The organism is Streptococcus sp. 27098_8_109, assembly GCF_041432295.1.
In the GTDB taxonomy this organism is placed as follows: Bacteria; Bacillota; Bacilli; order Lactobacillales; family Streptococcaceae; genus Streptococcus.
Genome location: NZ_JAPVZJ010000008.1, coordinates 1 through 22,046, shown reverse-complemented (window position 1 = coordinate 22,046; position 22,046 = coordinate 1). Strand labels below are relative to the sequence as shown.

Below are 22,046 nucleotides of genomic sequence, written 5' to 3'. Positions count from 1 at the left end.
TTATTTCATAGTGAGTTACCTGCCTTGATCATTTAAAAAAATGATGGTATAGAAAATTCTTGATTTGGAAAAAACCGCTCAGCTGAGCGGTTTTCGTCTATTCATACCCTTTTACAGTACCCATGTACGGATGGCATGGGCAACGCCGGATTCATCGTTAGATTTAGTTATGTATTTGGCGATTTTTTTGATTTCTGGATTTCCATTTTCCATGACAACTGGATTGCCAACGACTTCCAGCATGGCACGGTCATTTTCTTCGTCACCTATCGCCATGGTTTCATCTTTGGTCAATCCTAGTTTTTCAGCTAAGTGAGTGATGGCTGAACCCTTATCTACATTCTTTTTAAGGAGTTCGAGGTAGAAAGGAGCCGATTTGTTGATGGAGTAGCGTTCGTAAAATTCTGCTGGGATTTTTTCAATGGCAGCATCGAGAATCTCAGGTTCATCGATGAACATACATTTAACGATTTCCTTGTCAGCCATTTCTTCAGGGGTGCGGTAGAAGATAGGCATGCTGACGAGGGTTGATTCGTGCACAGTGTATTTTCCGATATTGCGATTTGCAGTGTAGATACCATCCTTAGTAATAGCATGCATGTGAACACCGAGCTTGCGACTGAGGAATTCCATATCCAGATAATCCTCATAGGTTAAGGATTCGCTGATAATCTCATGTCCAGTAGCAGTTTCTTGGACAAGGGCACCGTTGAAGGTCACCACATAGTCACCCTCGTCTCTCAACTGCAAGTCGTCCAGAAGTTTGGCAACACCTGCGATAGGGCGGCCAGTTGCAATTACGACTTTGACACCAGCTTCTTTGGCATCTTGGATGGCAGAAAAGACTTTAGGAGTGATTTCCTTTTGGCTATTGACTAGGGTTCCGTCGATATCAACGGCAATTAGTTTAATACTCATAAATTTCCTCTTCTAGTTTTTATTTGGGGTAAAATGATCGTTCTCAATCAAGTGTAAAAATTGCTGGGTGATGCTTGCGAAGATGCTGTTTTGATCCAACATTTCTTTTGGGAAATAGAAACGATTATCTCCGTGGCGACTGCCAGCAAGAGATTGGACGATAGGAGACAGGCTAGAGAGTTCGGCCAGTTCTCCATTTTTTTGTAAAATCTCAATCTGTGTCCTTGGATTTTCAGATTCGGGACGATAGATATCATAAGGGAGGTCAAAATTCTTATGAATGGCAGTGTAGTAGTCGGGATCAAAGCCAATGTCCTCAACCAATTTTCTCATGCTGGCGAGTTGGTCTTGGTCTTCTTGTGAAAAAGTAATGGATTTAAAGACCTTGCGGTTGACAAAGCGCTGTGATAAGTCTGCTAAAATCTTGTCAGGACTGGTCATCCAGAGCTGGAAGTAGGTATTCATCACACCATCATCTAGAGCCAGATAGTCAGATAAGGTCACATTTTTTTCAAAGAAAGGTAGGAGGTGTGGGGAAGTTCGTGCAAAGAAGTCTTTGTCCTCAGGATAGAGTTCCTTGGCGCGCTTGAGGAGATTCTGTAGGAGAACTTCCATGGCGCGTGTTGCGGGGTGGAAATAAACCTGCATGTACATCTGGTAGCGACTGAGGACGTAGTCTTCGATGGCGTGCATGCCATTGCGCTGAAAGGCGATACCATTTTCGACAGGACGAATGACTCGGAGTATGCGAGTCAGGTCAAATTCCCCATAGGATGCTCCTGTAAAATAGGAGTCACGCAAGAGATAGTCCATGCGGTCTGCATCAATCTGACTAGAAATGAGTTGCACGACCTGCTTGTTAGGGTAGGTATGGTCGATGACACTGGCAACCTTTTCTGGAAAATCTGGCGCTACTTGTAGTAGGACTTGGTGAATCTCCGTTTCAGGACTTTGGATAATTTCCTGAGTAATGGCTTCATGGTCTGTATCAAAGAGATGTTCAAAAGTATGGGAGTAGGCACCATGCCCAAGGTCATGTAGGAGAGCAGCGGTCATGGTCAAGAGAGACTCGGCAGGATTCCATTCCTCAGGATATTTTTCTTCAAAAATCTCTGTGATGCGACGAGCAATCTCATAGACTCCAAGACAGTGAGAGAAGCGACTGTGTTCTCCACCGTGGAAGGTATAACTGGAAGTTCCCAGTTGCTTGATTCGACGCAAACGCTGAAATTCTTTTGTATTAATCAAGTCATAGATGATTTGATTATTGACATGGATGTAGTTGTGAACTGGGTCACGGAATACTTTTTCGTTCATATGACCATTATAGCAAAAAGCTAGAGTTTTTGGTAAAATAGTAGGACAAGAGACAAGAAAGAGGACTTGATGTGAAGATTCGGATGCGAAATACGATTCAGTTTGATGAGCAGCTGGAAGTGATTGACCAGCTTTATGATGTAGAAGTGCATGAAAAGGGAGATTATAGCTACCTGCTTTTTTATAATGAGGAAAAGGAAAAAGTAGTTATTAAATTTCATGATCAAGAACTGGTGATGACCCGTTTTTCCACTCCCAAGACCATTATGCGCTTTTTAAAGGATAGCGATAGTTTAGCCTATATTCCTACACCTATGGGCATGCAGGAGTTTATCATCCAAACGAGCCATTATCAAGTTGATGGGCAAAAGATTGAACTAGATTATCAACTACAAAATCAAGAGGGACACCCCTTTGCCAGCTATCAATTGGAAATTACTTGGGGCTAGTCTCATGTCTTTTTCAAATTTACCTGACTATCTTCTCGGATTAGTCCGCTAATGTGGTAGATTGGGGATAATATCCAAATTTCATACAGCAGTTTTATTGTTATGTACACAGAGATTAGTTTTGTACTAGTCTCTTTTCTCAAAGAAATGATAAGAAAGTTCAAGAGCTTGTTACGGATAATACTTTAGTTCCTACTATTTTCGAATATATACTGGCTATTGCATGGTATTATATATCAGATAAGAAGTTTCGACTGAGAAAATCTATGCAATTAACGTTTTCTGCTGATAATTTACCACTATCACATGCTAGTGGCAATAAAGGGGATATAGAGATTGAATATAATGATAAAATGCTTTTACTTGAAGCAACATTAATGGATAAATCAACTCAAAAGCGTGGTGAGTTAGAGCCAGTTATACGTCATTCTGTGAATTTAGTATTATCTACCAATAAACCACTACAAACAATATTTGTAGCCAATGAAGTGGACGATAATGTAGTTAATATTTTTAGAGCTACATCATTTATTCAGTTGAATGGAACATTAACAAAAGGTAGTGTAAAAGGGTTAAATATCTTTGCTTTGACAATTCCAGAAATTATAAATATTTTGGATAGAGAGGTTAATGATCAGAAAATTTTTGATAATTTAGATGATTTTTCAGATATAGAACTTCATAGAATAGAAAACGGCTGGCGTGAAAAGATAGTGTCTGAAATTTTAGCATAGCCTGTAGGAAATGCGAGTAATTATCGTGTTTTACATAAGATAATTTGATGTAGAAAGGTTTGTATTCAATGATTCAAAGAGGCTCAGAGTTTAGAAAATGGGATTTACATATTCATTCTCCCTATACAGTGTTAAATAATCAGTTTGATAAGCTGTCCGATGGAAGTCCAGATGTAGAAAAATTCATTCAAAAAATAAGGGATGAAGGTATCTCTGCTGTTGGATTGACTAATTATTTTAACTTTAATGATGATGATTTTAAGTTAAAGGAAAGATTGAATAAAGAAGGAATTGCAACTTTTTTAAATCTGGAAATTAGGCTTTCATATATAAATAAATCTGACCAACTTTTTGATTATCATATAATTTTTGACAATAAATTGCCTGACATTATTATCAAAAATCTATTAGGTCAATTAAAGGCTAATATTGGTAGTACTAATAAATCTTTTAATACTTTAACAAATAGCGAAATTGAAAATGTTGCAAATATTGATTTAAGTCAATTATTGAAAGTATTAAATAATGATAAAGAGCTAAATGGGCGTTTTTTGACAGGGTTTCTTTCAAGAGGTCATGGTAGTGCTACTAGCGATTCTGACCCTAAAAATGGTGCAGTATATGAAAATATCTGTGTTAATTCAGACTTTCTAATACATTCAAGTTGTGACAATCCAGCAATCTGTAAAGATAAAAAATGTAAACACAATAATATTTTGGTTGATAGGAAATTTTGGCTTGATAAATCACCATATGTAAGACCGCTACTTCAATCCTCAGATTCTCACTCTTTGGAACAAATAGGAAGTAAATATTCTTGGGTAAAAGCAGATTTAACTTTTGATGGTCTAGAACAAATAAAGTATGAACCAGAATATCGTATTAGTGTTGAGAAAGAAAAACCAACTCTCAAAAAGGATGAACTTGTCATTGATAAGATTCTATATAACGGTCAAGATATTTATCTATCCGAAAATCTAAATACAATTATTGGTGGTCGCTCAACTGGTAAATCAACTCTACTAAATTCTATAGCTAAAAAGCTGGGACGAGAGCTGAATGGTGATTCATATTATTTTGAAAATATGGATGATTTTCAAATTATTTGGAAAGACCAGCAAGAAGATAATTCCAGACAGATAGAGTATATACCTCAAGAGTATATGTTTGCTTTAGCCAGAGACAATAAGAAGCTTAAAGATTTGGTAGGAAGTATTATTCAATCCAAAGAAATGAACTCTGAATTAAAGAAATATGAGCAAAATTGCACTACTCTACATCTTGAAATTAGAGGGTTACTTGATAGTTATAAAGAGAACCAAAAAAATATTCATGAGCTAATTAAGCCAGAAGCAGAAAAACAAGCTACTCAAAATCGAATAAAAACATACGAAACTAAGAAAAAAGAATTATTAAATGCTAGTGAGATAACGGAGCAAGAAAGAGATTTATTTGAAAATAAAAACAAAGAATTGCAGTTATTGAAAACACAAAAAGAGATTCATGAATCTGACTTGCGATATGTATCAAGCATTCTTCCAATTATATTTGAGATTAAAAGTTTGCCCACAACGACTACTCCGTCTCAAGATTTAAGGGTTAAAATTGGTCAGATTACAGCTCGGTTGCATGATTCCGTCAAAGCACAACTGGATCATGAAATTAGGATAATTAAGTTAGAAAAAGAAAGTCTAATCAAAGCTAGTGAAAATAAAATTGCGGACATAGAAAATGATGACATATATAAGAAATGTGTTGAGGCAATGAAAAATAATTCAGAGATAGCGAGGTTAAATTCTTTAATTAAGAATGAAGTTGATATTTTAGCAAAAATTGAAGCATTTGAAAAACAAAGGGATGAATTCGATAAAGTAACAGAAGAAATTCAAAAAGAGATTATTTCGAAATATAAGGAATACTCTAATATTAGAACTGAATTATTGAATAATTTCAAGATTGAAGATGATAATGGAGATAATTTAAAGATTTCGGTCAAGTTCTCATTAATTGATTTGGAGTCTGAATTTGATTATATTAATGCTCGAGGTCGTTCGAAACAAGATTTTATAGAAAAAATGATAGATTCTTTTGATGAAGTTGTCGATTCAGTATTTTATGAGGATAGTCTTGCCTTTAATGGAAATAGGGACAGATTCAGTCATATTGAACATTTTTTCACTACTAATTTTTACGAATATAGTTTTGAGATTGAATATCAAGGTGATAAATTTGAACAAATGTCACCTGGGAAAAAAGCATTTATTGTATTAAAATTAATATTAGAGTTTTCAGATAGTAAAATCCCCGTATTAATTGACCAGCCTGAAGATAGTTTGGATAACAGAGCAATATATAGTGAATTGACAAAATACATCAAAAAAACTAAAAAGAATCGACAAATAATCATAGTTACTCACAATCCTAATATAGTTGTATCTGGTGATGCGGAAAATATTATTGTAGCTAATCAGCAATCTGATAATTCTCCAAATCAAAATGGTAAGAAGTTTGATTATGTAAATGGTGCTTTAGAGAACCGTAATAATGATTCTACATCTGAATTCATACTTCAAAAATACAACATCAGGGAACATGTATGTGATATTTTGGAAGGTGGAGAAGACGCCTTTATTAAGAGGGAAAATAAATACAGTATTAATGGCTAATAATAATTGTATTAATTAAAAATGGAGAGCATTAATTTATAAAAGACACATGTTTATTTCTAGCAAACAGACTTTTTAAGGAGTTAGGATTGGTCATTGGACTGCCGGGTAATGTGTGGTATAATAAAAGTTATGGAAATCGAAAAAACCAATCGTATGAATGCGCTTTTTGAATTTTATGCGGCGCTTTTGACAGATAAGCAAATGAATTATATCGAGCTCTACTACGCTGATGATTACAGCCTTGCTGAAATTGCTGAGGAGTTTGGTGTCAGTCGTCAGGCTGTCTATGATAATATTAAGCGGACAGAAAAGATTCTGGAAGATTATGAGATGAAATTGCACATGTACTCGGACTACATTGTCCGCAGTCAAATTTTTGACCAGATCTTGGAGCGTTATCCCAAGGATAACTTTCTGCAGGAGCAGATAGAAATTTTAACAAGCATTGATAATAGAGAATAAGAGGAAGAAAAATGGCATTTGAAAGTTTAACAGAACGTTTGCAGAACGTCTTTAAAAATCTACGTAAAAAAGGAAAAATCTCTGAAGCTGATGTCCAAGAGGCAACCAAAGAAATTCGCTTGGCCTTGCTTGAGGCCGATGTTGCCTTGCCTGTTGTAAAGGACTTTATCAAGAAAGTTCGTGAGCGTGCGGTCGGGCATGAGGTCATTGATACCCTTAATCCTGCGCAACAAATTATTAAAATCGTTGATGAGGAATTGACAGCCGTTTTAGGTTCTGATACGGCTGAGATTATCAAGTCTCCTAAAATTCCGACGATTATCATGATGGTTGGTTTGCAGGGAGCTGGTAAAACAACCTTTGCAGGTAAATTGGCCAACAAACTCAAGAAGGAAGAAAATGCCCGTCCTTTGATGATTGCGGCGGATATTTACCGTCCTGCTGCCATTGATCAGCTTAAGACCTTGGGACAACAGATTGATGTTCCTGTCTTCGCTCTTGGGACAGAGGTTCCAGCTGTTGAGATTGTACGTCAAGGTTTGGAACAAGCCCAAGCCAATCATAATGACTATGTCTTGATTGATACGGCAGGTCGTTTGCAGATTGACGAGCTCCTTATGAACGAGCTTCGTGACGTGAAAGCATTGGCCCAACCAAATGAAATTCTGCTCGTCGTTGATGCCATGATTGGTCAAGAAGCGGCCAATGTTGCGCGTGAGTTCAATGCTCAGTTAGAAGTGACTGGGGTTATCCTTACTAAGATTGATGGCGATACTCGTGGTGGTGCTGCCCTATCTGTTCGACACATTACTGGAAAACCAATCAAGTTTACTGGTACAGGTGAAAAGATTACGGACATTGAAACCTTCCACCCAGACCGTATGTCAAGCCGTATTCTTGGTATGGGGGATATGCTCACTTTGATTGAGAAAGCTTCTCAAGAATACGATGAGCAAAAAGCCCTTGAAATGGCTGAGAAGATGCGTGAAAACACCTTTGATTTCAATGATTTCATTGATCAGTTGGATCAGGTGCAAAACATGGGGCCAATGGAAGACTTGCTCAAGATGATTCCAGGTATGGCCAACAATCCAGCTCTTCAAAACATGAAGGTAGATGAGCGTCAGATTGCTCGTAAACGTGCCATCGTATCTTCAATGACACCTGAAGAACGTGAAAATCCAGATTTGTTAAATCCAAGCCGCCGCCGTCGTATCGCAGCTGGTTCTGGAAATACTTTTGTCGAAGTTAATAAATTCATTAAAGACTTTAACCAGGCTAAACAACTCATGCAGGGTGTTATGTCTGGAGATATGAACAAGATGATGAAACAAATGGGAATCAATCCAAACAACCTTCCTAAAAATATGCCAAATATGGGAGGAATGGATATGTCTGCCCTTGAAGGAATGATGGGACAAGGTGGTATGCCTGACTTATCAGCTCTCGGAGGAGCGGGAATGCCCGATATGAGCCAGATGTTTGGTGGTGGACTAAAAGGTAAAATCGGTGAATTTGCCATGAAACAGTCTATGAAACGCATGGCTAACAAAATGAAAAAAGCGAAGAAGAAACGCAAGTAAGACAAAGGAAGGCCGGAGGGCTTTCCTTTTTTAGAAAGAAGAAAAATGAGCACTTCCGTAATTGGAAATGCTCGTTTTTTGATATGTTTAGACTCTTAGTCTTTATTTTCGTATGGCAAGATCAAGTTCAAGATGATTCCTGTCATGGCTGATAGGGCAGTACCCGAAAGGGTAACTGGACCAAGTTTAAGAATAGCTCCTCCAAGTCCAAGTACCAACATAGCACTTGCGATGATTAGGTTACGCATTTGACTGAAGTCTACACGTTCTTTGATCAAGACTTTCAAACCATTACTTGCGATAACTCCGTAGAGAAGGATTGACATACCACCAAGTACAGCATTTGGAATGGTTGAAATCAAGGCAGTGAATTTACCAAGGAAGCTAAGGGCAATCGCGATGAAGGCAGCGTTACGGATAACTGAGACAGAAGCGATACGAGTCATACCGATAACCCCTGTATTTTCTCCGTAAGTTGTATTGGCTGGTCCACCAAGGAAGGCAGAAACAGAAGTTGCGATACCGTCACCAAGAAGAGTACGGTGAAGACCTGGTTCTTTCAAGAATTGACGGCCACAGATTTGACCCAAAACAGTATGGTCTCCGATATGCTCAGAAATTGTTACGATAGCGATTGGCAAGATGGCGATGGTTTCTGGACCAAAGTAAAGATTGTACTCTTTAAAGGCACCACCAGTGCTAAATGGCAAGTAGAAGCCAGGAATTTCAAACCAGTTAGCTTTAAGAACGGGTGTAAAGTCTACCAAGCCAAGAGTTAGCGCAAAGAGGTAACCACCGATAATGGCAAAGAGGAATGGAATGATTCGTAGGAATCCTTTTCCTTTTGTATTGATAAAGGCAGCAATCAAGAAAGTAACAACTGCTACAAGAGCATTTTTCCAATTTCCATCCGCTACAAGACCAGCGTTAGTAACAGCTGAACCTGCAAGTCCAAGACCGATAACGATGATCATAGGTCCAATGATGATTGGTGGCAAGAGTTTATCAATCCATTTTGTACCCGCAAAACGAACACTTGCAGCCACAAGGACATAGACTAAACCAGTCAAGATAACCCCTGTTTGAGCAGCAGATACATCACCACCCATTTCTTTCATAGCTAGGGACATAGCTGTGATAAAGGCAAATGAAGAACCTAGATAAACTGGAACTCTAAAACCAGTTGCGATCATGTAGATGAGTGTTCCTACACCTGAAGCAAAAAGGGCAACAGATACAGGCATTCCCAAAATCAATGGTACCAAGATGGTCGCTCCAAACATGGCGAAAACGTGTTGGAAGCTAAGGAGAATTCCTTTTCCAGCCGAAGGACGTTGGTCAACGTCTAGTAACAAATCAACAGTTGATTCTTGTTTCATATAAACCTCACTTTTGGGCATCAAAAAAGAGCCCATTATTTTACAGCAATAGGCCCTCAGAGTAAGACTTCTCTAAAATCTAGACTTTAAAGAGTTTTAAATATTTCTGTGTCTTCGTCACCTCACGGGATGACATTAAAAACCTTTGCTTGTGATAGTATAGCAGAAATTCCGAACTTTGTAAACATTTTTTACTAAAAAATTTAAAGTGGGCGTTTGTTGGGCATGCCAGCCTTTCTTGGATATTTATTTGGTGTTTCTTTTTTCTTTTCTACCACTGTGATGTAACGTGGATCTCCATTTGGTAGGGCGTAGCTGAGATTGTCTTCTACTTTACTAAAAAGGAGGTTGAGGGCATTCTTAGCTTCTAATAATTCCTCAGGCGCATTGCTAGCCTTGAGTGCCAATAGTTTTCCGCCAACTTTAAGGTAGGGAATAGTTAATTCAGATAGGACTTGCATACGGGCAACCGCACGAGCCGTTACAAAATCATAGTGAGCACGGAAGTTTTTGTCTTGGGCCAAGTCTTCTGCACGTCCATGATAGAAGTGAACACCGCTCAAATCTAGCTCTTGAGCCAAGAGTTGGAGGAAGTTGATGCGCTTATTTAGCGAATCAATAATAGTCACATCTAGCTGAGGATAGAGGATTTTCATAGGTAGACTAGGAAATCCTGCCCCGGCTCCAATATCAAGAAGTTTGATAGTTTCATTTGAAATTAAGCCTTGCAGAATGGGTGCAATAGAATCGTAAAAGTGTTTCAGATAGACTTCTTCCTTATCTGTAATAGCCGTCAAATTAATCTTTTCATTCCACTCGACCAAGAGTTCAAAATAACGTTCAAATTGTTTTTTTTGCTGGTCCGAAAGTGGAAGATTTTGCTCGGCAAGCAAGTTGTAAAATGTTTCTGGTTTCATAGTTATTTCCTTCTTTAGTATCATCTTATTTTACCACAATCATTAAAAATTTGATATACTGGTACTAATCTAAAAGTAGAAAGGACTTATATAATGACTTGGATTATTCTTGGAGTTTTGGCTCTTGTTGTTATTTTTGTGATTGTTAGCTATAACGGTTTGGTTAAGAATCGTATGCAAACAAAGGAGGCTTGGAGTCAGATTGATGTTCAGTTGAAACGTCGAAATGATCTCTTGCCAAACTTGATTGAGACTGTAAAAGGTTATGCCAAATATGAAGGTTCTACCCTTGAAAAGGTGGCAGAACTTCGCAATCAAGTTGCTGCAGCAACTTCACCAGCAGAAGCTATGAAAGCTAGTGATGCTCTTACTCGTCAGGTTTCAGGTATTTTTGCAGTTGCAGAAAGCTATCCAGATTTGAAAGCTAGTGCCAACTTTGTTAAATTGCAAGAGGAGTTGACAAACACAGAAAATAAAATTTCTTACTCTCGTCAACTTTACAACAGTGTTGTCAGCAACTACAATGTAAAATTAGAAACTTTCCCAAGCAATATTATCGCTGGGATGTTTGGATTTAAAGCAGCAGATTTCCTTCAAACACCAGAAGAGGAAAAGGCAGTTCCTAAAGTTGATTTTAGCGGTTTAGGTGACTAAGATGTTGTTTGATCAAATTGCAAGCAATAAACGAAAAACGTGGATTTTGTTGCTGGTATTTTTCCTACTCTTAGCTCTTGTTGGCTATGCGGTTGGTTACCTCTTTATGCGATCTGGGATTGGTGGATTGGTTATCGCACTGATTATCGGCTTTATCTATGCCTTGTCCATGATTTTTCAATCGACAGAGATTGTCATGTCCATGAATGGAGCGCGTGAGGTGGATGAGCAAACTGCACCAGATCTTTACCATGTAGTGGAAGATATGGCTATGGTCGCTCAGATTCCTATGCCCCGTGTTTTCATCATTGATGATCCGGCCTTAAATGCCTTTGCGACAGGTTCTAATCCTCAAAACGCAGCGGTTGCTGCGACTTCAGGTCTCCTTGCTATCATGAATCGCGAGGAGCTAGAAGCTGTTATGGGACATGAAGTCAGTCATATTCGTAATTATGATATCCGTATTTCGACTATTGCTGTTGCCCTTGCTAGTGCTATCACCATGCTTTCTAGTATGGCAGGTCGTATGATGTGGTGGGGTGGAGCAGGTCGTAGACGAAGTGATGATGACCGAGAAGGAAATGGCTTAGAAATCATTATGCTAGTGGTTTCCCTACTAGCTATTGTGCTGGCACCTCTCGCTGCAACCTTGGTGCAACTAGCTATTTCTCGTCAGAGGGAATTCCTAGCTGATGCTTCTAGTGTTGAGTTGACTCGCAATCCTCAAGGGATGATTAATGCTCTACGTAAGTTGGATAATAGTAAACCGATGAGTAGTCCTGTAGATGATGCCAGTAGTGCACTTTATATCAATGATCCTAAGAAAGGTGGAGGGTTCCAAAAACTCTTTTATACCCACCCACCTATCTCAGAACGGATTGAACGTTTGAAACGTATATAAAAAAATCCAGAGGTCGTCTCTGGATTTTTGCTATGTTGAAAATTTATAAATCTTCTAAATTAACTATCTCCAAACCGTGTTCTGTCAAGCGATAGATAGTCGAGCAAACTTCTTTTAAGAAACGACGGTCATGCGAAACAGTGATGAGACCACCAGGATAAGTGGCAAAGAGTTTTCTGATTTCGGGTTGAGAAGTTGGAGAAAAGTTTCGTGTGGGTTCATCTAGCAGGAGAAAGTTTGGTTTGCGCAAGACTAAATCCAAAAGCAGAAGTTTTCCCTGTTGTCCGCCAGATAAGGAGCGAATTTGATGCTGCATTTCTGGATAACTGAAATTGAGACTTGCTAAGTGAGATTGGATTTTCTGTAGTTCCTCTTTTTCTCCAGTTTTGCTGAGGTAGGCTATTGGTGATAAATCCAATTGCAGTTTTTTGTGGTAATCTTGTGGCATAAAACCAAGGGAAATCTCTCTTTTATCATTCAGAATTCTCTGTACCTTGGCTAACAGAGTTGATTTTCCAATACCATTTGGCCCGATAATACCGATTTTTTCTTGGCCATGGACAGTTAGTTGTAGCTGCTGAGCCAAAACACGGTCGTCAATGGACAAATTTTCTTTTTCCAGTTGGATTAAGACTTTAGATGTCGGTAATGGCTGTATATCTGAGAAAAAAAGTCTAATTTCTTCCTCTTCAAGTGGTTTTTGGGTCATGGACTGAGCTGTCTTTTCAATACGTTTTTCTTGAGAGAGGACAGTTTTCATCTTTTTAGCCAATAGGCGACCGGCAGTACTGTCTTTGGTAGCTCGAAGTGCAGTTTCTACATTTTGCTTGACTCGCCGATGTTTTTCCATGGTTTTATCGTAGGCTCTTTGGTCGTTAGATGCTTGCTGGCTTTGTTTGATAAAATTAGCCTTTATCTGCTCACTATAGCGATCATAGTCTAAATGCTCTACTAATGTTTCTGCTTCTTTACGGTGCTTGACCAGTCGCAAGTGGACAATAGTATCAGCCGTTTCAGAAAGAAAGTCTTCATCATGGGAAATGAAAATAACGGTTTGCCTCATCTTCTGTATCTGTCTTTTTAGCCAATCAACCGTCTCAAGGTCTAGGTCATTTGAAGGTTCATCTAAAAATAGAATCTCAAAGGGTTTGGCTAACTCATGGATGAGCTGAATTTTCAAAGCTTCGCCCCCTGATAGACTGCCAATATCTTGGTTGCTAGCGAAACGATTGCTATCAAAATGCAATTCCTCAGCCAAACGATAGAGGATACTGTAGTCTAAATCAATAGAATCTAAAAAGAAGTAGTCGTGTAGACTTCTCTTTTTCAAGTCCTCAGGGACTTTTTGAGGAATACAGGCCAGTGACTGATAGTCAGACTGGATGTCTCCCTTGATAGTGAAATCAGACAAAACTTCCCCAATTAAAATTTTAAGTAAGGTTGATTTGCCATTTCCTTCTTCGCCAATAATAGCTACCTTTTCCCCATCTTGGATGGTCATGCTTAAGTTGGCTACAAGGTCTCGTAAATCTTTGTTTTGTGTGATGGTCAGGTGATTGATTTTTATCATATGATTGCCCTTTCTAGAATATCAATAGTGCATAACAAAAAGCTCTACTTTACCTAGTAGAGCCACAGTTTATGTCAAAAAACTCTATTAATACTCTTCGAAAATCTCTTCAAACCACGTCAGCGTCGCCTTACCGTACTCAAGTACAGCTTACGGCTAGCTTCCTAGTTTTCACTTTGATTTTCATTGAGTATAAAATGCCAGAAAAAGAGCATAAAAGAGCACCCAAAAAGAGACAAAAACAAGATCTACTAAATAAAGTTCTTTATTTGATAGACTTAGTTGTTCATGTCTCCCTTACCTCCGAGTATTAGTACCTTTATCCTATACCTTTAAGGAAATTTTGTCAATAGAAAACTGACAATTCTAATCTCTAAAATCCGAAAACAGGTCCATAAAGAGTCAGTACGTGTTTGACATGCTCGTAATGGAATTTGTCGTAGTTTCGCCAAGCAGTGCGAGCTTGATCGTTTAGTTTTAGGCTACCCAGTCCAATCAGGAGACTGGTACGTTGGTAAAATTTCTCAAGGTCTATTAAGATACTGTTGTTCAACTTTTCCGCTTTTTTGAGCTCTTGCAGAGTAGTATTTAGCAGCTCTTGCAGTCGAATATCATCTGCTGTACCCTGTTTGCAGCTTTGGAAACTTTTATTTAACTCGGATAGGAGTTGGGTTGCATTAGTAATGAGTTCTTTGTCTTCCATGTGAGCATCCTCCTTGCTCTGATGTATTATTGCCTATAGTATAGCACTAAAAAACAAAAATGTCATAGTAAATATGTTAAAAAATCGAATTTTAATTATAAAGTTTGCCGTGCTGATTTGTAGCCTTTTCATGGTATAATCAAGAGAGTAAATCTTTATGGAGGAAGTATGAAATTAAATATTCAAGAAATTCGTAAGCAGCCTGAAGGATTGCATTTTGAACAAACTTTAGATCTAGTCGCTGACCTGCGTGCACGCAATCAAGAAATTTTAGATGTAAAAGATATCCTTGCTGTGGGGAAAGTACAGTACGAAGACCGTATGTATTTCTTAGATTATCAGTTGTCTTATACCATTGTTCTTGCTTCAAGTCGCAGTATGGAGCCAGTTGAGTTAGTTGAAACTTATCCAGTAACGGAAGTTTTCATGGAAGGAGCAACAAACCAGCTAGATCAAGAAGTTCTAGATGATGATTTGGTTTTACCTATCGAAAATGGGGAACTTGACCTTGCTGAGAGCGTGTCAGACAATATCCTGTTAAACATTCCTATCAAGGTCTTGACTGCTGAAGAAGAGGCTGGTCAAGGTTTTGTGTCAGGAAATGACTGGCAAATCATGACAGAGGAAGAATACCAAGCCCAACAGGCAGTTAAGAAAGAAGAAAATAGTCCTTTTGCTGGCTTACAAGGACTATTTGATGGAGACGAATAATGGTTTTGTCAAAAAAAAGAGCACGAAAAGTGCTAGAAGAAATCATTGCTCTGTTTCCAGATGCCAAGCCAAGTCTTGATTTTACCAATCATTTTGAACTCTTGGTTGCGGTCATGTTGTCAGCCCAGACAACGGATGCAGCGGTAAATAAGGCCACACCAGGTCTCTTTGCTGCCTTTCCAACGCCTCAAGCCATGTCTGTAGCGACAGAGAGTGAAATTGCTTCACACATTTCTCGCCTGGGACTGTATCGAAATAAGGCTAAATTTCTAAAAAAATGTGCCCAACAGTTACTAGACGATTTTGATGGCCAAGTTCCTCAAACACGTGAGGAATTAGAAAGTCTAGCAGGTGTTGGTCGCAAGACAGCCAATGTAGTTATGAGTGTGGGCTTTGGGATTCCAGCCTTTGCAGTTGATACTCATGTGGAGCGTATTTGTAAGCACCACGATATCGTCAAAAAATCAGCGACACCGCTTGAGGTGGAAAAGAGGGTTATGGATATTTTGCCACCTGAAAAATGGTTAGCAGCTCATCAGGCCATGATTTATTTCGGACGGGCTATCTGCCATCCTAAAAATCCAGAGTGTGACCAGTACCCACAGTTATATGATTTTAGCAATTTATAAGATGGTGTACCAAAAGTTTTTGCTTGATTTTAAGCATGCTTTGTGCTATAGTATTTGATAACTAAATATTCCTTTAAACCTGTCCCGTGAGGCAGGCAAGGAGCGCGATAAAGTAGAAGGGTGAAGTCTATACTGTTTGCAGTAGGGCTCGCTTGGCTATACATTTCAAGTCTCCTTGTTTAAGGAGACTTTTCTTTTTGGAGGTTTGTCATGAAGGCAAAAGAAGTTGTAGACGAATTGACCGTCAAACGAGCGATTACGCGTATTACTTATGAGATTATCGAACGCAACAAAGATTTGAATAAAATCGTCTTGGCTGGTATTAAAACGCGTGGTGTCTTTATCGCCCACCGAATCCAAGAACGTTTGGAGCAACTAGAAAATCTTTCAGTTCCTGTTGTGGAATTGGATACCAAACCTTTCCGTGACGATGTTAAAAGTGGAGAAGATACTTCTTTAGTTTCTGTTGATGTTACAGACCGTGAAGTTATCTTGGTGGACGATGTACTTTATACAGGCCGTACCATCCGCGCTGCTATTGATAATATTGTCGGTCATGGTCGTCCTGCGCGCGTGAGTTTAGCAGTTCTAGTTGATCGTGGACATAGAGAATTGCCAATCCGTCCAGATTACGTTGGAAAAAATATCCCAACTAGTCGTTCTGAAGAAATCATCGTAGAGATGGCAGAACTTGATGGCCAAGACAGAGTTCTGATTACTGAAGAAGCTTAGAAAGCTAAAGGAGTAGCCATGTCAGAAAATCAACAAGCATTGAACCATGTGGTGTCCATGGAAGATCTCACTGTCGATCAAGTGATGAAATTGATCAAGCGAGGAATTGAGTTTAAAAACGGAGCTCAGCTTCCTTATGAAGACCATCCGATTGTTTCCAATCTTTTCTTTGAGGATTCTACACGGACGCATAAGTCCTTTGAAGTGGCAGAGATTAAATTGGGATTGGAACGACTTGACTTTGATGTGAAGACTAGTTCGGTCAATAAGGGTGAAACACTTTATGATACTATCCTGACCCTATCTGCACTAGGAGTGGATGTCTGTGTGATTCGCCACCCAGAGGTTGACTACTACAGAGAGTTGATTGCTAGTCCGACGATTACGACTTCCATTATCAATGGTGGAGATGGTTCGGGACAACACCCTAGCCAAAGCTTGCTGGATTTGATGACTATTTATGAGGAATTTGGTCACTTTGAGGGGCTCAAGGTTGCGATTGCAGGTGACTTGGACCACTCACGCGTTGCCAAATCCAATATGCAGATTTTGAAACGCTTGGGAGCTGAACTTTACTTTGCTGGACCTGAGGAATGGAGAAGTCAAGAGTTTGCAGACTATGGACAGTTTGTAACTATTGATGAAATCATTGATCAGGTGGATGTCATGATGTTTCTACGTGTGCAACATGAACGCCATGATAGTGGAGCTGTCTTTTCAAAAGAAGACTACCATGCCCAACATGGCTTGACTCAAGAACGTTACGACCGTTTGAAAGAAACAGCAATCCTTATGCACCCAGCCCCAGTCAACCGTGATGTAGAAATCGCAGACCACTTGGTTGAAGCACCAAAATCACGGATTGTCCAACAAATGACCAATGGTGTCTTTGTTCGAATGGCAATCTTAGAATCCGTACTGGCGAGTAGAAACGCCAACTAAAACACAAGACGTTAAAAGACGCCAGTGAGCGTCCACGAGAGGTGAAAATATGACAAAAAGACTTCTAGTATTAGAAGATGGCACAGTTTTTGAAGGCAAAGCCTTCGGAGCAGATATTGATGTTACAGGCGAAATCGTCTTTAATACAGGCATGACCGGCTACCAAGAATCCATTACAGACCAGTCTTATAATGGACAAATCTTGACCTTTACTTATCCTTTGGTAGGAAATTATGGAATCAACCGTGATGATTACGAATCCATTATTCCAACTTGTAAGGGAGTCGTTGTTTTCGAAGAGGCACGTAGAGCAAGCAATTGGCGCAACCAAATGACCTTGGATGAATTTTTGAAAGCTAAGAAAATTCCAGGTATTTCAGGAATTGATACCCGTGCACTTACTAAGATTATCCGTAAACACGGTACTATGCGTGCAACCTTGACCCATGTTGGGGATAGTATGGACCATGTGACGGACCAGCTCCAAGCAACAGTCTTGCCGACAGATAATATCAAGCAGGTTTCTACTAAAACGTCATATCCAGCTCCAGGAGTTGGTTTGAGCGTGGTGCTAGTGGACTTTGGTCTTAAGCACTCAATCTTACGAGAACTTTCTAAGCGTAATTGTAACGTGACGGTTGTTCCGTATTCAACAACGGCTGAAGAAATTCTCCATCTCAATCCTGACGGAGTTATGTTGTCAAATGGTCCTGGTAACCCAGAAGATGTTCCCCAAGCACTGGACATGATTCGTGGTGTGCAAGGAAAAATTCCAATCTTCGGTATCTGTATGGGTCACCAACTCTTTGCCATGGCAAACGGGGCTAAGACCTACAAGATGAAATTTGGACACCGTGGATTTAACCACGCGGTACGCGAAATTGCTACAGGACGTGTGGATTTTACAAGTCAAAACCATGGTTATGCAGTCAGCCGTGAGGACTTGCCAGAGCACTTGATTATCACCCACGAAGAAATCAATGACAAGTCAGTTGAAGGTGTGCGTCACAGATACCAACCTGCTTTCTCTGTTCAATACCACCCAGACGCAGCCCCTGGTCCACACGACGCAAGCTATCTATTTGACGAGTTTATCGAGATGATGGAAGCTTTTAAACAATCAAACTAAGAACGAGTAAAAGCTCGTCGGAGAATTTATGTAACTGAACACGGACGGAAAGCTCGGAATTTAGAGAAACCAACTTGGATTGTCAATCCTTACTTGGTTTCCTAAAATTCAATCGCTTTCTATTCGTCCTTTGTATCTTATTTAATGTCGCTCTGTGAGGCGACGAATAGAAAGGCAGGTCGTTTCTTTTAGTCGCTATCAGGCGAACTAAAAACTCCCTGCACTAGATTTTTTACCGAAAAGTATCGTTTCGCTAAAAAATCGTCGGAGAATTTATTTAATGGCAACCTGAGAGTTGCCGAATAGAAAGGAGAAGATACATTGTTCGCGGAAGTGAACACGCCCTAAGAACTGTGTGAAAAAGATAATCATCGTCTTGACGCTGAAGGCGTCTGCACCGAGTTTCCTATTTTCACTGTGTTCTTTACGGGCTTTGTATCATAAACTATGCCTAAACGTACTGATATTCAAAAAATTATGGTGATTGGTTCTGGTCCGATTATTATTGGTCAGGCTGCTGAGTTTGACTACGCTGGGACCCAGGCTTGCTTGTCTTTGAAAGAGGAAGGTTATGAGGTAGTCTTGGTTAACTCAAATCCTGCCACTATCATGACGGACAAGGAAATTGCTGATAAGGTTTACATCGAACCGATTACACTTGAGTTTGTGACACGTATTCTTCGTAAGGAGCGCCCAGATGCCTTGCTTCCAACCCTTGGTGGTCAGACAGGGCTCAATATGGCCATGGAATTGTCTAAAAATGGTATCCTAGATGAGCTTGGTGTTGAACTTCTGGGTACTAAATTATCTGCCATTGACCAAGCGGAGGACCGTGATCTCTTTAAACAATTGATGGAAGAGCTCAACCAACCAATTCCTGAATCTGAAATTGTTAATACAGTAGAAGAAGCAGTTTCCTTTGCAGCAACAATTGGCTACCCAGTTATTGTTCGTCCAGCCTTTACCCTTGGTGGTACTGGTGGTGGTATGTGTGCCAATGAGGAAGAATTGCGTGAAATAGCTGAAAATGGGTTAAAATTGTCACCTGTTACCCAATGTTTGATTGAGCGTTCTATTGCAGGTTTCAAGGAAATCGAATACGAAGTAATGCGTGACTCAGCTGACAATGCTTTGGTTGTTTGTAACATGGAAAACTTTGACCCAGTTGGGATTCACACAGGGGATTCCATTGTATTTGCCCCTGCGCAAACCATGTCAGACTATGAGAACCAAATGCTACGTGATGCGAGCTTGAGCATCATTCGTGCCCTTAAAATTGAAGGTGGATGTAATGTTCAGCTGGCCCTTGATCCCCACAGCTTCAAGTATTATGTTATCGAAGTAAACCCTCGTGTATCGCGTTCGTCAGCCCTTGCCTCTAAGGCGACAGGGTATCCGATTGCTAAGTTGGCTGCCAAGATTGCAGTAGGTTTGACCTTGGATGAGGTGATCAACCCAGTTACAGGTTCAACCTATGCCATGTTTGAGCCTGCCCTTGACTACGTAGTTGCCAAGATTCCACGTTTCCCATTTGACAAGTTTGAAAAGGGAGAACGCCGTCTTGGTACCCAGATGAAGGCAACTGGAGAAGTTATGGCCATCGGTCGTAACATCGAGGAATCTCTTCTTAAGGCTTGTCGCTCCCTTGAAATTGGGGTGCACCACAATGAAATGCCTGAACTTGCAGTAGTTTCTGATGATGCCTTGATTGAAAAGGTTGTCAAAGCCCAAGATGACCGTCTCTTCTACGTATCAGAAGCCATTCGCCGTGGCTACACACCAGAAGAAATTGCAGAGCTTACAAAAATCGACATCTTCTATCTTGATAAACTCTTGCATATCTTTGAAATTGAGCAAGAATTGGGCGCTCATCCACAAGATTTAGACGTTTTGAAAACTGCCAAACTTAATGGATTTTCAGACCGTAAGATTGCTGAACTCTGGGAAACGACAGCTGACCAAGTTCGTCAACTTCGTTTGGAAAATAAGATTGTCCCAGTCTACAAGATGGTTGATACCTGTGCGGCAGAGTTTGACTCTGAAACACCATATTTCTATTCAACCTATGGTTGGGAAAATGAGTCTATCAAGTCTGATAAGGAATCCGTTCTAGTTCTGGGTTCTGGTCCAATCCGTATCGGGCAAGGAGTTGAGTTTGACTATGCAACGGTTCATTCGGTTAAGGCGATTCAAGCTGCTGGATACGAAGCTATCATCATGAATTCAAACCCAGAGACCGTTTCGACAGACTTCTCGGTATCTGACAAACTCTATTTTGAGCCATTGACATTCGAAGATGTTATGAATGTTATTGATTTGGAACAACCAAAAGGTGTTATTGTTCAGTTTGGTGGTCAAACAGCCATCAACCTTGCGGAGCCATTGGCAAAAGCAGGTGTGACCATCCTTGGTACACAGGTTACTGACCTAGACCGTGCCGAAGACCGTGACCTCTTCGAGCAAGCTCTTAAAGACTTAGATATTCCACAGCCACCAGGACAAACGGCTACCAATGAAGAAGAAGCAGTGCTTGCAGCTCGCAAGATTGGCTTCCCAGTCCTCGTTCGTCCATCTTATGTTTTGGGTGGACGTGCCATGGAAATCGTAGAAAATGAGGAAGACCTTCGCTCTTACATGCGTACAGCTGTTAAGGCTAGTCCTGACCACCCAGTTCTTGTTGACTCTTACATCGTTGGACAAGAGTGCGAAGTTGATGCCATTTCAGACGGAGAAAATGTCCTTATTCCTGGCATCATGGAACATATCGAACGTGCCGGTGTCCACTCAGGTGACTCAATGGCCGTTTATCCACCACAAACTTTGTCTCAAAAGGTTCAGGAAACCATCGCAGACTATACTAAACGCCTAGCAATCGGTCTTAACTGCCTTGGAATGATGAATATCCAGTTTGTTATCAAGGATGAAAAAGTCTACGTTATTGAGGTCAATCCACGTGCCAGCCGTACGGTTCCATTCCTTTCTAAGGTGACCAATATTCCTATGGCTCAAGTAGCGACCAAGCTCATTCTTGGTCAAAACCTTGAAGAACTGGGCTACCAAGATGGTCTTTACCCTGAAAGCACTCGCGTTCATATCAAGGCACCTGTCTTCTCCTTCACGAAACTAGCTAAGGTAGATAGCTTGCTTGGACCTGAAATGAAGTCAACAGGTGAAGTTATGGGCTCTGATACGACTCTAGAAAAAGCTCTTTATAAAGCTTTTGAAGCTTCTTACCTACACTTGCCAACTTTTGGTAACGTTGTATTTACCATTGCAGATGATGCCAAAGAAGAAGCCTTGGACTTAGCTCGTCGTTTCCAAAATATTGGCTACGGTATCCTCGCAACAGAAGGGACAGCAGCTTTCTTTGCCAGTCATGGACTTCATGCTCAACCTGTTGGTAAGATTGGTGATGACGATCAGGATATCCCAAGCTTTGTTCGCAAAGGGAAAATCCAAGCGATTATCAATACTGTCGGAACCAAACGAACTGCTGACGAGGATGGTGAGCAAATCCGTCGTTCAGCCATTGAACACGGAGTGCCCCTCTTCACAGCCCTAGATACAGCTAACGCCATGCTCAAAGTATTGGAAAGCCGTAGTTTTGTCACAGAAGCGATCTAGTTGAGAAAAATTTTTTCATATTT

General features: G+C 40.1%; 18 protein-coding genes and 1 pseudogene. 13 read left to right on the top strand and 6 right to left on the bottom strand.

Translation table 11 applies throughout. The annotated features are described in order from the left end of the window. Positions 1-111: 111 nt before the first annotated feature. Positions 112-918 (bottom strand): sugar-phosphatase, encoded by an 807-nt coding sequence (gene yidA, locus O3664_RS04520; protein ID WP_033687103.1) that lies wholly within the window; start codon positions 916-918, stop codon positions 112-114. 12 nt (positions 919-930) lie between these two features. After that, positions 931-2,235, bottom strand: a complete 1,305-nt coding sequence (locus O3664_RS04515; protein ID WP_045607053.1) for an HD domain-containing protein — start codon at positions 2,233-2,235, stop codon at positions 931-933. A 71-nt stretch (positions 2,236-2,306) separates the two neighbouring features. Between O3664_RS04515 and O3664_RS04510 the strand changes: the two genes are divergently transcribed. The 5 genes and pseudogenes from O3664_RS04510 to ffh all read left to right on the top strand — a co-directional run bounded on the left by O3664_RS04510 (position 2,307) and on the right by ffh (position 8,132). Then, on the top strand, positions 2,307-2,684 hold the full coding sequence (locus O3664_RS04510) for a DUF1934 domain-containing protein (protein WP_084928448.1): 378 nt from the start codon (positions 2,307-2,309) through the stop codon (positions 2,682-2,684). A gap of 137 nt (positions 2,685-2,821) precedes the next feature. Next, positions 2,822-3,418, top strand: a pseudogene (locus O3664_RS04505) (AlwI family type II restriction endonuclease); the annotation flags it as partial. A gap of 68 nt (positions 3,419-3,486) precedes the next feature. Continuing rightward, the gene (locus O3664_RS04500) at positions 3,487-6,084 is read left to right on the top strand and encodes a TrlF family AAA-like ATPase (RefSeq protein WP_084928449.1); all 2,598 of its coding nucleotides are present in this window, start codon (positions 3,487-3,489) and stop codon (positions 6,082-6,084) included. A 132-nt stretch (positions 6,085-6,216) separates the two neighbouring features. Then, positions 6,217-6,549, top strand: coding sequence for a putative DNA-binding protein (locus O3664_RS04495; protein WP_000402071.1), 333 nt, complete (start codon positions 6,217-6,219; stop codon positions 6,547-6,549). 11 nt (positions 6,550-6,560) lie between these two features. Beyond that, positions 6,561-8,132 carry a signal recognition particle protein gene (ffh, locus tag O3664_RS04490; protein ID WP_000863612.1) on the top strand — a complete coding sequence of 524 codons (1,572 nt, stop codon included), beginning with the start codon at positions 6,561-6,563 and terminating at the stop codon, positions 8,130-8,132. 95 nt (positions 8,133-8,227) lie between these two features. On the opposite strand, the gene O3664_RS04485 is transcribed toward ffh, so the two are convergent. Together O3664_RS04485 and rsmG are read right to left on the bottom strand one after the other, a co-directional pair. Beyond that, positions 8,228-9,511 carry a uracil-xanthine permease family protein gene (locus O3664_RS04485; protein WP_192855430.1) on the bottom strand — a complete coding sequence of 428 codons (1,284 nt, stop codon included), beginning with the start codon at positions 9,509-9,511 and terminating at the stop codon, positions 8,228-8,230. Positions 9,512-9,714: 203 nt separating this feature from the next. Beyond that, a complete protein-coding gene (gene rsmG / locus O3664_RS04480; protein ID WP_261079299.1) occupies positions 9,715-10,428 on the bottom strand; it encodes a 16S rRNA (guanine(527)-N(7))-methyltransferase RsmG in 714 nt (237 codons plus the stop codon). 93 nt (positions 10,429-10,521) lie between these two features. Here rsmG and O3664_RS04475 point away from each other — a divergent pair, with 93 nt between their 5' ends. Further along, entirely contained in the window at positions 10,522-11,082 is a 561-nt protein-coding gene (locus O3664_RS04475) for a LemA family protein (protein ID WP_000219846.1), read from the top strand. Position 11,083: 1 nt separating this feature from the next. Then, complete coding sequence (htpX, locus tag O3664_RS04470; protein ID WP_371613680.1) at positions 11,084-11,983, top strand: zinc metalloprotease HtpX; 900 nt, start codon at positions 11,084-11,086, stop codon at positions 11,981-11,983. A gap of 43 nt (positions 11,984-12,026) precedes the next feature. On the opposite strand, the gene O3664_RS04465 is transcribed toward htpX, so the two are convergent. Beyond that, positions 12,027-13,553: an ATP-binding cassette domain-containing protein gene (locus tag O3664_RS04465; RefSeq protein ID WP_371613679.1), complete on the bottom strand. Its 1,527-nt coding sequence runs from the start codon at positions 13,551-13,553 to the stop codon at positions 12,027-12,029. A 373-nt stretch (positions 13,554-13,926) separates the two neighbouring features. Further along, positions 13,927-14,256 carry a helicase BlpT gene (locus O3664_RS04460; protein WP_125454436.1) on the bottom strand — a complete coding sequence of 110 codons (330 nt, stop codon included), beginning with the start codon at positions 14,254-14,256 and terminating at the stop codon, positions 13,927-13,929. A gap of 168 nt (positions 14,257-14,424) precedes the next feature. Here O3664_RS04460 and O3664_RS04455 point away from each other — a divergent pair, with 168 nt between their 5' ends. The 6 genes from O3664_RS04455 (at position 14,425) to carB (ending at position 22,023) form a co-directional block, all read left to right on the top strand. Beyond that, positions 14,425-14,967 carry a DUF177 domain-containing protein gene (locus O3664_RS04455; protein ID WP_261044036.1) on the top strand — a complete coding sequence of 181 codons (543 nt, stop codon included), beginning with the start codon at positions 14,425-14,427 and terminating at the stop codon, positions 14,965-14,967. Then, positions 14,967-15,596, top strand: a complete 630-nt coding sequence (gene nth / locus O3664_RS04450) for an endonuclease III (protein ID WP_261013879.1) — start codon at positions 14,967-14,969, stop codon at positions 15,594-15,596. The genes O3664_RS04455 and nth overlap by 1 nt, the downstream gene beginning before the upstream one ends. A 210-nt stretch (positions 15,597-15,806) precedes the next feature. Then, a complete protein-coding gene (pyrR, locus tag O3664_RS04445) occupies positions 15,807-16,328 on the top strand; it encodes a bifunctional pyr operon transcriptional regulator/uracil phosphoribosyltransferase PyrR (protein ID WP_000644747.1) in 522 nt (173 codons plus the stop codon). Between the two features lie 18 nt (positions 16,329-16,346). Then, positions 16,347-17,270: an aspartate carbamoyltransferase catalytic subunit gene (locus O3664_RS04440; RefSeq protein ID WP_004260121.1), complete on the top strand. Its 924-nt coding sequence runs from the start codon at positions 16,347-16,349 to the stop codon at positions 17,268-17,270. Between the two features lie 49 nt (positions 17,271-17,319). Next, complete coding sequence (locus O3664_RS04435) at positions 17,320-18,399, top strand: carbamoyl phosphate synthase small subunit (RefSeq protein WP_000166853.1); 1,080 nt, start codon at positions 17,320-17,322, stop codon at positions 18,397-18,399. Positions 18,400-18,846: 447 nt separating this feature from the next. Beyond that, positions 18,847-22,023, top strand: coding sequence for a carbamoyl-phosphate synthase large subunit (gene carB, locus O3664_RS04430; RefSeq protein WP_371613678.1), 3,177 nt, complete (start codon positions 18,847-18,849; stop codon positions 22,021-22,023). Positions 22,024-22,046 lie beyond the last annotated feature (23 nt).